The organism is Comamonas sp. C24C (genome assembly GCF_053345995.1).
Window position 1 is genome coordinate 187,562 of sequence record NZ_JBKFBC010000006.1, and the last position, 13,004, is coordinate 200,565.

Below are 13,004 nucleotides of genomic sequence, written 5' to 3' on the forward strand. Positions count from 1 at the left end.
GGACCAAAGCGCATTCACAAGAGGAGATTGCCACCATGACAACCACCCACCTGCTGTACCTGCACGGCTTTCGCTCCTCCCCCCAGTCCAACAAGGCACGCATCATGGCGGACTATGTGGGCGCCAGGCATTCCAAGGTACGCTGGTGGTGCCCGCAGTTGCCGCCCTCGCCGCGCGAAGCGGCAGCCGTGATCGTCGAGGGCATCGCCAACTGGCCGCGCCAGAACATGGCCGTCATGGGCTCATCGCTGGGTGGCTACTACGCCAGCTGGGTGGCCCAGCTGGCGCGCTGCAAGAGCGTGATGATCAATCCCGCCGTGAACCCGGCCCGCGACCTGGAAAAATACATAGGCGAGCAGTCCAGCTGGCATGACCCCGAGGAAACCTTCTTCTTTCGTCCCGAATACATCGAGGAACTACGCCAGCTCGACACCCGCGCCATGACGCCGGCAGCGCCCGAGATGGTGTTGATCGCCCAGGGCGACGAGGTGCTGGACTGGAACGAAATGAGCGAGCGCTACCCTCACGCCCTGCAACTGGTGCAGGAAGGCGGCGACCACGCCCTGAGCAACTTTGCCGAGTATCTGGACCGGATCGACGAGTTTCTGGCGTTGTCCTGATCCCCAACGGGCGCCATGCGCCGTCCTCCCGACAGCAGCTGCCGCACTGCAGATCGCCGCTTTGTTCGCAGCGTCCGCCTTGGATATCGACCGATCTCAGGCATGAACTGAATCACTTCTGAGCGCCGAATGTTCGGCTCGTGGGAAAATGCGCGGTTATGCACGCACTGTTTGAAGAAGCCGGCAAATTTCTGGCCGGGCGCATCCTCTCCGAAGCCGAATCCTCGGCCCAAGTCGAACTGGACTCGGGCAAGCGGGTCAAGGTCAAGGCCGCCAATATCCTGCTCAAGTTCGAGAAGCCGGCCCCTGCCGAGCTGATCGCTCAGGGTCAGGCCCAGGCCGCCGAGATCGATCTGGATCTGGCCTGGGAATTTGCGCCCGAGGAAGAGTTCGGCTTTGCCGACCTGGCGCGTGATTATTTTTCCGAATCCGCGACGCTGGGCCAGCAGGCCGGTGCGCTGTTCTGCCTGTACGACGCACCGCATTATTTCCGTCGCGCAGGCAAGGGCCGCTTCAAGAAGGCCCCTGCAGAAATCCTGCAGCAAGCCCTGGCCGCCATCGAGAAGAAAAAGCAGATCCAGGCGCAGATCGATGCCTGGGCAGAGGAACTGGGCCGCGGCGAGTGCCCACAGGCGATTCGCGAACAGCTCTACAAGATTCTGTTCAAGCCCGACAAGAACGCTCCCGAATACAAGGCCGTGGTCGACGCCAGCCGCGCCACCAAGCTGGCCCCGCTGGAACTGCTGCACCGCGCCGGCGCCATCGACTCGTCCTACCAGTTCCACTGGAAGCGTTTCCTGTTCGACAACTTCCCCAAGGGCACGGGCTTCCCCGCCGTGCAGGCTCCCCAGCCGCCGGCCGATCTGCCCGTGGCCAATGTACAGGCTTTCTCCATCGACGACTCGGCCACCACCGAAATCGACGATGCGCTGTCCGTCACCGGCCTGGGCACGGGCACCGTCACCGTGGGCATCCACATTGCCGCTCCCGGTCTGGCCATCACGCCCGGCGGCGAGCTGGACAAGCTGGGCCGCGCCCGCCTGTCCACCGTCTACATGCCCGGCTACAAGATCACCATGCTGCCCGACGACGTGGTGCATATCTACACGCTGGACGAGGGCCGCTCCAACCCTGCAGTCTCGCTGTATGTGCAGATCAACGAGGAAACGCTGGAGACCGTCTCCAGCGAAACCCGTCTCGAGCGCGTGCCCGTGGAAGTCAACTTCCGCTACGACAAGCTCGATCACATCGTCACCGAGGAATGGCTGACCGACTCCTCAATCCAGGTTGAAAACACGCCTGACTCCTTGCTGGGCAAGCGCAAGGAGCTCACCTTTTTGCAGCGCTGGTCCAAATTCCTCAAGGCCAATCGCGAAGTGGTGCGCGGCAAGCCCGAGAACTTCAACCGCCCGGACTACAACTTCCGCCTCGTCGGCAACGACGGTGCCGAGCCCAACGGCAGCGAGCAGGTGCAGATCACCGTGCGCAAGCGCGGTGCACCGCTGGACCTGATCGTGGCCGAGGCCGCCATCGTGGCCAACAGCACCTGGGGCCTGATGCTGGCCGAGCATGGTGTGCCCGGCATCTATCGCAGCCAGGCCAGCCTGGCACCTGGCGTCAAGGTGCGCATGAGCACCAAGGCCTTGCCGCATGCCGGCATCGGCGTGAAAGCCTACTCCTGGGCCACCTCCCCGCTGCGCCGCTATGTGGATCTGGTCAATCAGTGGCAGATCATTGCCTGTGCCCGCCACGGCAAGACGGCGGCCCTGGCCGCCCCGTTCAAGCCCAAGGATGCCGAGCTGTTCGGCATCATCAGCAGCTTTGACGGCGCCTACAGTGCCTACAACGGCTATCAGGCCGGCATGGAACGCTTCTGGACGCTCAAGTATCTGGAGCAGAACGGCATTACGGAACTCACGGCCAGCGTCTTCAAGGAAGGCCCCAACGGCTCCTTCCTGGTGCGCGCCGATAATCTGCCGCTGGTGCTGCCCGTGCTGGGTGCGCAGAATCTGCCGCGCGGAGCCCATGTGCGCGTCAGGCTCGGCGAGATCGACGAGATCTCGCTGGACATCTCGGGCACGCTGATCGAGCGCCTGGATGCAGACGCCGAGGCCGGGAACGACAGCGAGGACAGCGGCGAGGACGATGACGATGCCGTGGCCGGCCCCATCTCCATTGCGGTGGACATGAACGACGCCAATCCCGCTGCAGACCAGCCAAAGTCCTGATCTCCACCCCTCATCGCCCTGACGCTGCCGTGAAACTGCCCACCTCTCTTCAACGACTGAGTACGCTGCAACTGGCGCTGGGCGTGTCCATCGCCGTCCATGCCGTGTTGCTGACCATCCGGTTCGTGGATCCGGAAAGCTTCGAGCGCGTGTTTCAGGACACGCCGCTGGAAGTGATTCTGGTCAACGCCCGCGCCAACGAAGTGCCGGACAAGGCGCAGGCCATCGCCCAGACCTCGCTGGCCGGCGGCGGCGATGCGGACCAGGGCCGGGCCACCAGCCCCATGCCCTACTCGGCCCTGACAGCCATAGGTGACGACTTCGAGGAAAAGCAGCGCCAGCTTGATGCCATGCAGGAGCAGCAGCACCAGTTGCTGACGCAGCTGCGCCAGCAGGTGGCCGCGCTGCCGCCCATCGATCCTCGCCTGAGCGCCGAAAACAAGGCCTTGGAAGCCCAGGAGGAAAAGCGCCTGCAGCTCATCAAGCTGCTGGCCGAGATTGAAAAGCGCATCAACGAAGAAAACGCGCGGCCCAAGAAGCGCTATATCAGCCCTGCCACCAAGGAAGCCGTGTACGCCGTCTACTACGACGCGCTGCGCCGCAAGGTGGAAGACAAAGGCACGGAAAACTTTCCCGAAAACAAGGGCAAGAAGCTGTATGGCGAGCTGGTCATGATCCTGACAGTGAACCATGACGGCCGCGTACTCTCCACCGAGGTCGTGCAGGGATCGGGCAACCGCATGCTCGATACCCGTGCCGAGGCTATCGCCCGGGCCGCCGGCCCCTACGGCCACTTCGGCCCGGCCATGCGTACCAAGGCCGATCAGATTGCTGTCGTCTCGCGCTTCAGGTTCACACGCGAGCAGATACTGGAAACCAGCGTCCAATAAACCCCTTCACCAGCCTTTTCAGCGGGCTGCCCGGCGGCCCTTTAACCATGAGCGCCACTTCCGATCGATACTGCGTCATGGGCAACCCCGTTGCCCATAGCCGCTCCCCCTGGATTCATGCCCGCTTTGCCGAGTTGACGGGCCAGCCCGTCAGCTACGACCGCGCCCTGGTGCCGCTGGATGGCTTTGCCGATTTTGTGCGCGACTTTGCCGCGCGCGGCGGCAAGGGCTGCAATGTGACCGTGCCCTTCAAGCTACAGGCAGCCGAGCTGGCCACCAGCGCCAGCAAGCGTGTGCGCCTAGCGGGTGCCGCCAACACTCTGGTATTCAGTGCCAACGGCATTCATGCCGACAACACCGATGGCCTGGGCATCGTGGCCGACATCACCCGCAATGCCGGCGTGCCCATCACCGGGCGCGATGTGCTGCTGCTGGGTGCAGGTGGCGCGGCAGCCGGGGCACTTGGTTCGCTGATCGAGCAACAGCCGCACCGCGTCGTCGTCACCAACCGCACACAGGCCAAGGCCGTGGCGCTGATTGAGCAGCACGCGGTCATTGCCGCACTACATAAAGTAGAGCTGGTAGCACTTGAAAGACAAGTGCTTGAGACCGATTTGACCCAAAATTTCGACATCGTCATCAACGCCACGGCCAGCAGTCTGGCCGGGGCTGATGTGCCCGCGCCCGCCAGCGTTCTGCACGCACGCAGTCTGGCCTACGACATGATGTATGGCCCCGCCGCCCAGAATTTTCTGAACTGGGCCGGCAGCCATGGCGCGCTGGCGCGTGATGGCCTGGGCATGCTGGTGGAGCAGGCCGCCGAGTCCTTTGCGCTCTGGCGCGGCGTGCGTCCGCCCTCTGCACAAGTCCTGGCCGAGTTGCGCGCTCTGCTGCACGCCGAAGCCGCTCACTAAATCCCACTCCACCATGAAAGCTCTCGGCCGACTGCTATTGCTGGTGCTTTGCGCCACCCTGCTGCTGCAATTGTTTTTTGTGGCACGCATCGCAGTCATGGCCTGGCTGGATCCGGAGTCCACCAGCTATCAGCGCTCCGAAGCCTGGCAGCTTGCACAAAGCAGCGAAGGCCTGCGCTGGCGCCAGCAATGGGTGGACTATGACCAGATCTCCGGCAACCTCAAGCGCGCGGTGATTGCTTCCGAAGACGCTGGCTTCATGGAGCATCATGGCGTGGAATGGGATGCTGTTCAGAAGGCCTGGCAGCGCAACGCCAAAGCCGAGGCCAGAGCCATGCAGGCAGACAAAGCCGGAAGCCACAGCAAGCCCGCCAAGATCTATGGCGGCTCCACCATCACCCAGCAGTTGGCCAAGAACCTGCTGCTGTCGGGCGAGCGCAATTTTCTGCGCAAGGGCCAGGAGCTGGTGCTGGCGCAATTGCTGGAGCTGATGCTGAGCAAGCAGCGCATTCTGGAGATCTACCTCAACAATGTGGAATGGGGCCAGGGCGTGTTCGGCGCCGAGGCCGCCGCCCGGCACTACTTCCGCAAGAGTGCGGCCCAGCTCAATGCAGCTGAGGCGGCACGACTGGCCGCCATGCTCCCGGCGCCCAAGCGCTTCGAGAAAATGCCGCAATCGCGTTATCTGGCACAACGCAGCCGCACGATTGCACGCTATATACCGATGGTGACATCCCCCTGAGGCGCTTCGCCTGGGCAGCCCCGTACCTTCCCCCGGAAAAGACGGCAGCATCGCCGCGAGGCGGCTCTCGCTTGCAGCCACCCGCATGGAGTGTGAAGGTTTTGTACGTGGATAATCGACAGCCATGCGAATTCTCGGAATCGACCCCGGTCTGCAGACCACGGGTTTTGGCGTCATCGATATGGAAGGCCAGCGCCTGTCCTATGTGGCCAGCGGCACCATACGCACCAACAAGATGGAACTCGGCGACCTGCCGGGCCGTCTCAAGGTGCTGTTCGACGGCATTTCCGAAGTCGCCTCGCGCTACCAGCCCGAGGTGGCGGCCGTGGAAATCGTCTTCGTCAACGTCAACCCACAGTCCACGCTGCTGCTGGGCCAGGCCCGCGGCGCGGCGCTGACGGCCCTGGTCAACGCCAATCTCGCGGTTTCCGAGTACACCGCACTGCAGATGAAAAAAGCCGTGGTAGGCCATGGCCGCGCGGCCAAGAGCCAGATTCAGGAAATGGTCAAGCGCCTGCTGCAACTGCCCGGCCTGCCCGGCACCGATGCCGCCGATGCGCTGGGACTGGCCATCACCCATGCCCATGCGGCTGCCGCCATGGGACTGATGGCCAAGTCCACCGATCTGCGCCGCAAGCAACATGCCATGTACCGGGGCGGACGGGTTTATTGAGTTCCTGGGGCGCCTCTGCCACTGCCTGTCACCCCTGACTTGGACTGCTTGCAGGACTTTGTAGTCGGGGTGATGAACTTTAGTAATTGCCCAGCACCATGGAAGCGATCACGCCGGTGGCGATGGCCACCAGCAGATAGTCGCCGCCGTTCTGAATCCAGTGATAGCCGCGCGGCGGCGCCGACAGGCGGTGACCACGCCAGTCATTTACCACATAGTGCTGGCTGCGGTATTGCGGCGGCACGCGACTGCCTTTGTACCAGTTGTGGTCGGGACCGCCGCCACGGCGGCCGTTGTCGCGGCGCTCCGCACGCCGGTCATAGCGCTGGTCATGCCGGCCACGATCATCATGACGACCGTCATGACGCATGTCCTGCGGCCCATGACCATTGCCACGGCCGGGGGGCGGTCCGGGCTGTGCCTGTACGGCCAGACTGCCCAGACCCAGGCAGGCGGCAACGGAGGCGGAAAGAATGCGGGTAGTCAAACGGGACATGGAGACTCCTTTGTCGAATCGTTTCAGTCAACAAGGTGTGCGGCCCATCATTGCGACCGCAGCCCGTCCATCTTCACCCCATTTCGGCAGCGCACGGCGTGAGCCAATGCCGATTTACCACTTTTTGCCAGCCGTTTACAGAACAGAAACCAATGAAACGCTTGTCGGGCTTGCGCAAGCAGCTATCAATATGAATAGCTTCTCAAACGATGCGCCCCACCAACATCACGGCAAAAAAGGCAAGACCGGCGATCACCGTCCACTTGAACAGCAAAAAGCCCAGGCGCTTGTACTGGGCCTTGCCGGTTCCCAGATAGAAGGCAAAGCTCAGCGCCGAAGCCAGAATCAGCAGGCTGGCCAGCCAGCGAAAGATCAGCATGAGTTCCCGCTCACCAGGCCTGGGCAGGGACGGCAAAGCCCTGAGGAGCCTGGCGCTCGCTCTCGAAGGTCACCATCTCCCAGGTCTCGGGCTGGGCGATCATGGCGCGCAGCAGCTTGTTGTTGAGGCCGTGGCCCGAACGGAAGGCGCTGTAGGCACCGAGAATGGGCTTGCCGATCAGATACAGATCGCCGATCGCATCGAGGATCTTGTGCTTGGCAAACTCGTCGTCATAACGCAGGCCGTCGCTGTTCAGGACCTTGTAGTCATCCATGACGATGGCGTTATCCAGCCCGCCGCCCAGTGCCAGACCGTTGTTGCGCAACATTTCCACATCCTTGGTGAAGCCGAAGGTGCGCGCGCGAGCGATATCGCGTGTGTAGTTGTCCAGACCCATGTCAAACTCCACGCACTGACCCGTGGAGTCCACGGCGGGGTGAGCGAAGTCGATCTCGAAACGCAGCTTGAAGCCATGGTAGGGATCGAAGCGCGCCCACTTGAGGTTCTGCCCCTCGCCTTCACGCACCTCGATCGGGCTCTTGATGCGGATAAAGCGCTTGGGCACCTTCTGCAGCTCGATGCCGGCGCTTTGCAGCAGAAAAACGAACGAGGATGAGGACCCATCGAGAATCGGCACTTCTTCGGCCGTGATGTCCACATAGAGGTTGTCGATTCCCAGACCGGCGATGGCCGACATCAGGTGCTCGACCGTATGCACCTTGGCGCCGCCGCTGCCAATGGTGGAGGCCATGCGCGTATCGGTCACGGCCTCGGCGGAAATAGGAATATCCACAGGCTCAGGCAAGTCCACGCGACGGAACACGATGCCGGTATCAGGCTGGGCAGGACGCAGCGTCAACTCGACACGCTGGCCGCTGTGCAGGCCCACGCCTACGGCACGGGAAATGGTCTTGATGGTACGTTGCTGAAGCATGCTGGTATTTTAAATGGGACAACCCCGAGCCGGCTTACGCCAACCCAGGGTTGTCTTAATCGCTGCGATACAGCGAACTGATGGGCCTTCAGTCCTTAACGAACCAAAGGCCTTTGCGGCTGACCGCCAACACACTCAAGACACGCATGCCTCAACAAAGAGACTGCGCGCAAGAGCCTGGGCGGCCCCGCCGCCCCGCACCGAGGGTGTCGCCCCCCTCCGGCGCAAAGCGCCAGAGAGGGGGAAGCGGCAAAGCCGCTCAGGGGGAGCTTAATCAGCCTGCTTGCGCAGGAAGGCCGGGATCTCCACATCGTCCATGCCGCCAGATGCCAGAGCGCTCACACGCTCCGAAGCCTGGGTGCGGTTGGTACGCCAGACGCTGGGCACATTGGTGTTGGCCGTGCCGTATTCCATGCCGCCCAGGGGAGGCAGGCCCACGGCCACGTTGTCGGTACCGGTACGCAGGCCGCCTTGCACCACCTGGATGTTCTGGCGACGCACATTGGGACGCGACAGGCCGGTGGCCACCACCGTCACGCGGATCTCGTCACCCAGCGAGTCATCGTAGGCTGCGCCATAGATCACGTGGGCATCGGGAGACGCGTAAGCGTTGATGGTGGACATGGCCAGACGCGACTCGGACAGCTTCAGGCTGCCCTTGGCGGCCGTCACCAGCACCAGCACGCCCTTGGCGCCGGACAGGTCGATACCCTCCAGCAGCGGGCAGGCCACGGCCTGCTCGGCGGCGATACGGGCACGATCGGGACCGGCGGCCTTGGCCGTGCCCATCATGGCCTTGCCGGGCTCGCCCATCACGGTGCGCACGTCTTCAAAGTCGACGTTCACATGGCCGTACTCGTTGATGATTTCGGCAATGCCGCCCACGGCGTTCTTCAGAACGTCGTTGGCATGGGCAAAAGCCTCGTCCTGGGAGATATCGTCGCCCAGCACATCGAGCAGCTTTTCATTGAGCACAACGATCAGCGAGTCCACATTCGCTTCCAGTTCGGCCAGGCCGGCGTCAGCGTTCTGCATGCGGCGGCCACCTTCCCACTCGAAAGGCTTGGTCACCACACCCACCGTCAGAATGCCCATTTCCTTGGCCACTCGTGCGATCACAGGCGATGCACCGGTACCCGTACCACCACCCATGCCAGCCGTAATGAAGAGCATGTGCGCGCCTTCGATGGCAGCGCGAATATCTTCCACAGCAGCTTCCGCAGCGTCGCGGCCCTTGTCGGGCTTGCTGCCGGCACCCAGGCCGCTGCCACCCAGATGGATGGTGCGGTGAGCGCGGCTGCGCAACAGAGCTTGAGCATCGGTATTGGCCGTAATGAATTCGACGCCCTGGACGCTGCGTTCGATCATGTGGTCGACGGCATTGCCGCCGCCACCGCCGACGCCGATCACCTTGATCTGCGTGCCTTGGTTGAATTCTTCGGTTTCAATCATGTCGATAGGCATGGTGGTGCTCCTGTTCTCTAGTGGTGGTTTGTCGCTGCTGTGGAAAAGAAATTTCGAACTCTTGAGGTGTTCGCGGTCTTCGTCGTCGATGCCGCGAAAAATCCATCGGTGGCGGTCCGGTGATGAACATGCGATAGGTGCTCATATCAGAAGTTCCCCACGATGAAGTCTTTGAAACGGCCGAAGGCGGTCTTCATGGAACCGCTCTTCTGCGCAACCTTGTAACCACGCAGACGTGCCAGACGCGCTTCGTCCAGCAGGCCCATCACGGTGGCGGCCCGGGGCTGGGCGACCATGTCGGCCAGCGCGCCGGAATATTTGGGAAGACCGCGACGCACGGGCTTGAGGAAGATGTCTTCGCCCAGCTCGATCATTCCGGGCATGACGGCGCTGCCGCCCGTGAGCACGATGCCCGAGGACAGCACTTCTTCGTAGCCCGACTCGCGGATGACCTGCTGCACCAGCGAGAAGATCTCTTCCACGCGGGGCTCGATCACGCCGGCCAGGGCCTGCTTGCTGATCATGCGCGGGCTGCGGTCACCCAGGCCCGGCACTTCGACCTGGGCATCGGGGTCGGCCAGCAGCTGCTTGGCATAGCCGCTCTCGACCTTGATGTCCTCGGCATCCTTGGTGGGAGTGCGCAAGGCCATGGCGATATCGCTGGTGATCAGGTCGCCGGCAATCGGGATCACGGCCGTGTGGCGAATCGCACCGCCGGTGAAGATGGCCACATCGGTCGCGCCCGCGCCGATATCCACCACGGCCACGCCCAGCTCGCGCTCGTCGTCGGTCAGCACGGCCTGGGCCGATGCCAGCGGGTTGAGCAGCAGCTGCTCGACTTCCAGGCCGCAGCGGCGCACGCATTTGATGATGTTCTCGGCCGCGCTCTGGGCACCGGTCACGATATGGATCTTGGCTTCAAGGCGAATGCCGCTCATGCCGATGGGCTCGCGCACCTCGTGGCCGTCGATGACGAACTCCTGCGCCTCGACCAGCAGCAGGCGCTGGTCGGACGAGATATTGATGGCCTTGGCGGTTTCCATCACGCGGGCCATATCGGTGGACGAGACCTCCTTGTCCTTGATGGCCACCATGCCGCTGGAATTCAGGCCGCGGATATGACTGCCGGTAATGCCGGTGCACACGCGCTGAATCTTGCAGTCGGCCATCAGCTCGGCCTCTTTGAGGGCCTGCTGGATGCTCTGCACGGTCGCATCGATGTTCACGACCACGCCGCGCTTCAAGCCGTTGCTGGGGGCGACGCCCAGGCCCGCCAGCTTCAGCTCGCCATTGGACATGACCTCGGCCACCACCGCCATGACCTTGGCCGTGCCGATATCCAGCCCAACAATCACATCCTTGTATTCTCTTGCCATATCAGCTTCCGCCCCCGGTAGGTTCTGTCTTGTCTTTGTGTGCGCCTTGCATGTCTGTTCCCCTGCTCCCGCTCATCGTCTGGCCCTGGCAGCAGCTGCCGGCGCGGAGGTTCCAGTGGTCACGCCCTTGAGTCGCAAGGCATAGCCGTCTTCGTAACGCAGGTCTGCAGACTCCACTGCTGCAGCCGAGCGCTTGTATTGAGAGGTGATCTGAGGCAGCGTGCGCACGAAGCGCTGCACACGCTGCAATATGTCTTCGGTGGTGCCGCCGCCCAGTGTCAGCAGTGCATCGTTGTCCAGCACGAGTTCCCAGCTGCCACGCGCATCCAGGGTCAGGCTGTCCAGTTCCACATCGAGCGGCTTCAGTGCCGGCGCCAGTGCGTGATACATCCGCAGCACACGCGGGGCCGAGCCCTCGGGACCTTGCAGACGCGGCAGGCCTTCTCGGTCCAGCTCGCCCAGATTGGCTTCGAACACTTCGCCGGCCTTGTTGACCAGGCCGGTGCCGGTCTCGGGGCCCCAGAAGGCCTCGGCCACATGCTCCTTGAGCGCCACGCGCAAGCCGTTCGGATACTCGCGGCGCACCTGCGCCTCCTGTACCCAGGGCACCTGCTCGAATGCGTGCTGCGCCGCCTTCAGGTCCACCGTGAAGAAATTGCCCTTGAGCACCGGTGCCACATTGGCACGCAGCGTCACGGCGTTGTTATGCACCAGCTCGCCTTCCACCACGATGCGGCCGATATTGAAGGCCGGAGTTCGCATCAACCACCATCCCACGGCCATCACGCACGCCGTCAAGCACCCCATGAACATCACCGTGGCAGTGATGTTCATGAGCTTGACGTCGAACGGAACGACGGCTGTGGGCTGGCTGCGGTTCATGGCTGCTCCGCTTCTCCATCCAGCGTGCTCATGGCCAGGATGCCAAGGCACAGGTTTTCGTAGCTCACGCCGGAGGCGCGCGCCGCCATGGGGACCAGAGAATGCCCGGTCATGCCTGGCGAGGTGTTGATCTCCAGCAAGAAAGGCTTGCGGTCGCTGGCGCGAATCATGATGTCGGCACGCGCCCAGCCGCGGCAGCCCAGGGTGCGGAAGGCTTTCTCCACGATGCGCTGGATCTCGGCTTCCTCGGCAGCCGGCAGGCCGCTCGGGCAGTGGTACTGCGTCGTATCGGTGAAGTACTTGTTCTGATAGTCGTAGTTGCCTTCGGGCGCCACGATGCGGATCACCGGCAGCGCAGCGGCCTTCGCTCCGGTGCCCAGCACGGGGCAGGTGGTCTCGTCGCCGGCAATGAACTGCTCGCACAGCACTTCTGCGTCGTACTGGGCCGCCAGCTCGTAGGCCCTGGCGCATTCGTCGGCATCCATCACCTTGGTCAGGCCGATGCTGGAGCCGTCGCGTGCAGGCTTGACGATCATGGGAGCGCCCAGGGCCTGCAATGCGGCGCGGGTGGCTTCGGCCGAATCGACCATGCGCCAGTCCGGCGTGGGCAGACCTTCAAAGCGCCAGATGCGCTTGGTCATGATCTTGTCCATGGCGATGCTGGAAGCCATCACGCCCGAACCCGTATAGGGAATGTCCAGCAACTCCAGCGCGCCCTGCACCGTGCCGTCCTCGCCGTAGCGGCCATGCAGCGCGATGAAGCAGCGGTCGAAGCCTTGCACCTTGAGCTGGTCCAGGCCCTGCTCGGCAGGGTCGAACTTGTGGGCATCGACGCCCTTGGACTGCAGTGCGGCCAGCACGCCGGTGCCGGACATCAGCGAGACCTCGCGCTCGGACGAGCGCCCCCCCATGAGCACTGCGACCTTGCCCAGTGCCTTCACGTCGATATTGGAACCAAACATGCTCATTGCGCGCTCCCTGCGGGCGCAGCCGGCTCTTGTTTCTGAAGCATTTCAACCAGTTTCCCGGGCACGGCACCAATCGATCCCGCTCCCATGCACAGCAATACATCACCTGCTTGCGCATTGGCGGCGATGGCTGCCGGCATATCGGCAATGTTTTCCACAAATACAGGCTCGACTTTGCCGGCCACGCGCAAAGCGCGGGCCAGGGAGCGACCGTCGGCGGCCACGATGGGAGCCTCGCCTGCGGCATAGACCTCGGCCAGCAGCACGGAATCGGCGCTGCCTATGACTTTCACGAAGTCCTCGAAACAGTCGCGTGTACGGCTGTAGCGATGCGGCTGGAAGGCCAGCACCAGGCGCTGGCCCGGGAAAGCGCCACGTGCCGCAGCCAGCGTGGCGGCCATTTCCACGGGGTGGTGGCCGTAGTCGTCGATGACGGTG

At 63.2% G+C, this 13,004-nt stretch carries 14 protein-coding genes; 6 read left to right on the top strand and 8 right to left on the bottom strand.

What is annotated here, in order from left to right; genetic code table 11:
• The first annotated feature begins 35 nt into the window (after window positions 1-35).
• The 6 genes from ACLBXN_RS13230 (at window position 36) to ruvC (ending at window position 6,067) form a co-directional block, all read left to right on the top strand.
• Entirely contained in the window at window positions 36-620 is a 585-nt protein-coding gene (locus ACLBXN_RS13230) for a YqiA/YcfP family alpha/beta fold hydrolase (RefSeq protein ID WP_447612421.1), read from the top strand.
• A gap of 158 nt (window positions 621-778) precedes the next feature.
• Complete coding sequence (locus ACLBXN_RS13235; RefSeq protein WP_447612422.1) at window positions 779-2,848, top strand: ribonuclease catalytic domain-containing protein; 2,070 nt, start codon at window positions 779-781, stop codon at window positions 2,846-2,848.
• A gap of 29 nt (window positions 2,849-2,877) precedes the next feature.
• Window positions 2,878-3,738: an energy transducer TonB gene (locus tag ACLBXN_RS13240; protein WP_211457072.1), complete on the top strand. Its 861-nt coding sequence runs from the start codon at window positions 2,878-2,880 to the stop codon at window positions 3,736-3,738.
• A 47-nt stretch (window positions 3,739-3,785) separates the two neighbouring features.
• Complete coding sequence (aroE, locus tag ACLBXN_RS13245; RefSeq protein WP_447612423.1) at window positions 3,786-4,652, top strand: shikimate dehydrogenase; 867 nt, start codon at window positions 3,786-3,788, stop codon at window positions 4,650-4,652.
• Between the two features lie 13 nt (window positions 4,653-4,665).
• The gene (mtgA, locus tag ACLBXN_RS13250; protein ID WP_211457074.1) at window positions 4,666-5,394 is read left to right on the top strand and encodes a monofunctional biosynthetic peptidoglycan transglycosylase; all 729 of its coding nucleotides are present in this window, start codon (window positions 4,666-4,668) and stop codon (window positions 5,392-5,394) included.
• A 124-nt stretch (window positions 5,395-5,518) separates the two neighbouring features.
• Complete coding sequence (gene ruvC / locus ACLBXN_RS13255) at window positions 5,519-6,067, top strand: crossover junction endodeoxyribonuclease RuvC (RefSeq protein WP_003068955.1); 549 nt, start codon at window positions 5,519-5,521, stop codon at window positions 6,065-6,067.
• A gap of 79 nt (window positions 6,068-6,146) precedes the next feature.
• Here the strand turns inward: ruvC and ACLBXN_RS13260 are convergent, their stop codons facing one another.
• The 8 genes from ACLBXN_RS13260 to ACLBXN_RS13295 form a co-directional block, all read right to left on the bottom strand.
• Window positions 6,147-6,563 (bottom strand): RcnB family protein, encoded by a 417-nt coding sequence (locus tag ACLBXN_RS13260; protein ID WP_447612424.1) that lies wholly within the window; start codon window positions 6,561-6,563, stop codon window positions 6,147-6,149.
• Window positions 6,564-6,765: 202 nt separating this feature from the next.
• A complete protein-coding gene (locus tag ACLBXN_RS13265; protein ID WP_003051301.1) occupies window positions 6,766-6,942 on the bottom strand; it encodes a hypothetical protein in 177 nt (58 codons plus the stop codon).
• Window positions 6,943-6,952: 10 nt separating this feature from the next.
• Window positions 6,953-7,876 (bottom strand): UDP-3-O-acyl-N-acetylglucosamine deacetylase, encoded by a 924-nt coding sequence (lpxC, locus tag ACLBXN_RS13270; protein ID WP_407714258.1) that lies wholly within the window; start codon window positions 7,874-7,876, stop codon window positions 6,953-6,955.
• A 270-nt stretch (window positions 7,877-8,146) separates the two neighbouring features.
• Window positions 8,147-9,340: a cell division protein FtsZ gene (gene ftsZ, locus ACLBXN_RS13275; protein ID WP_003051295.1), complete on the bottom strand. Its 1,194-nt coding sequence runs from the start codon at window positions 9,338-9,340 to the stop codon at window positions 8,147-8,149.
• 146 nt (window positions 9,341-9,486) lie between these two features.
• Window positions 9,487-10,716, bottom strand: a complete 1,230-nt coding sequence (gene ftsA / locus ACLBXN_RS13280) for a cell division protein FtsA (RefSeq protein WP_003051293.1) — start codon at window positions 10,714-10,716, stop codon at window positions 9,487-9,489.
• Between the two features lie 72 nt (window positions 10,717-10,788).
• The gene (locus tag ACLBXN_RS13285; protein WP_003051290.1) at window positions 10,789-11,598 is read right to left on the bottom strand and encodes a cell division protein FtsQ/DivIB; all 810 of its coding nucleotides are present in this window, start codon (window positions 11,596-11,598) and stop codon (window positions 10,789-10,791) included.
• Window positions 11,595-12,566, bottom strand: a complete 972-nt coding sequence (locus ACLBXN_RS13290; protein WP_447612425.1) for a D-alanine--D-alanine ligase — start codon at window positions 12,564-12,566, stop codon at window positions 11,595-11,597. Before ACLBXN_RS13290 ends, ACLBXN_RS13285 begins: the two co-directional genes overlap by 4 nt.
• The coding region (locus ACLBXN_RS13295) for a glutamate ligase domain-containing protein (protein WP_447612426.1) at window positions 12,563-13,004 on the bottom strand (442 nt) is incomplete at its 5' end. The genes ACLBXN_RS13290 and ACLBXN_RS13295, both read right to left, overlap by 4 nt.

Coding starts and splice junctions, on each gene's coding strand:
- lpxC (WP_407714258.1), bottom strand. CDS start 7,876: ATGCTTCAGCAACGTACCATCAAGACCATTTCCCGTGCCGTAGGCGTG.
- ACLBXN_RS13290 (WP_447612425.1), bottom strand. CDS start 12,566: ATGAGCATGTTTGGTTCCAATATCGACGTGAAGGCACTGGGCAAGGTC.
- ftsA (WP_003051293.1), bottom strand. CDS start 10,716: ATGGCAAGAGAATACAAGGATGTGATTGTTGGGCTGGATATCGGCACG.
- ruvC (WP_003068955.1), top strand. CDS start 5,519: ATGCGAATTCTCGGAATCGACCCCGGTCTGCAGACCACGGGTTTTGGC.
- mtgA (WP_211457074.1), top strand. CDS start 4,666: ATGAAAGCTCTCGGCCGACTGCTATTGCTGGTGCTTTGCGCCACCCTG.
- ACLBXN_RS13230 (WP_447612421.1), top strand. CDS start 36: ATGACAACCACCCACCTGCTGTACCTGCACGGCTTTCGCTCCTCCCCC.
- ACLBXN_RS13285 (WP_003051290.1), bottom strand. CDS start 11,598: ATGAACCGCAGCCAGCCCACAGCCGTCGTTCCGTTCGACGTCAAGCTC.
- aroE (WP_447612423.1), top strand. CDS start 3,786: ATGAGCGCCACTTCCGATCGATACTGCGTCATGGGCAACCCCGTTGCC.
- ACLBXN_RS13265 (WP_003051301.1), bottom strand. CDS start 6,942: ATGCTGATCTTTCGCTGGCTGGCCAGCCTGCTGATTCTGGCTTCGGCG.
- ftsZ (WP_003051295.1), bottom strand. CDS start 9,340: ATGCCTATCGACATGATTGAAACCGAAGAATTCAACCAAGGCACGCAG.
- ACLBXN_RS13260 (WP_447612424.1), bottom strand. CDS start 6,563: ATGTCCCGTTTGACTACCCGCATTCTTTCCGCCTCCGTTGCCGCCTGC.
- ACLBXN_RS13235 (WP_447612422.1), top strand. CDS start 779: ATGCACGCACTGTTTGAAGAAGCCGGCAAATTTCTGGCCGGGCGCATC.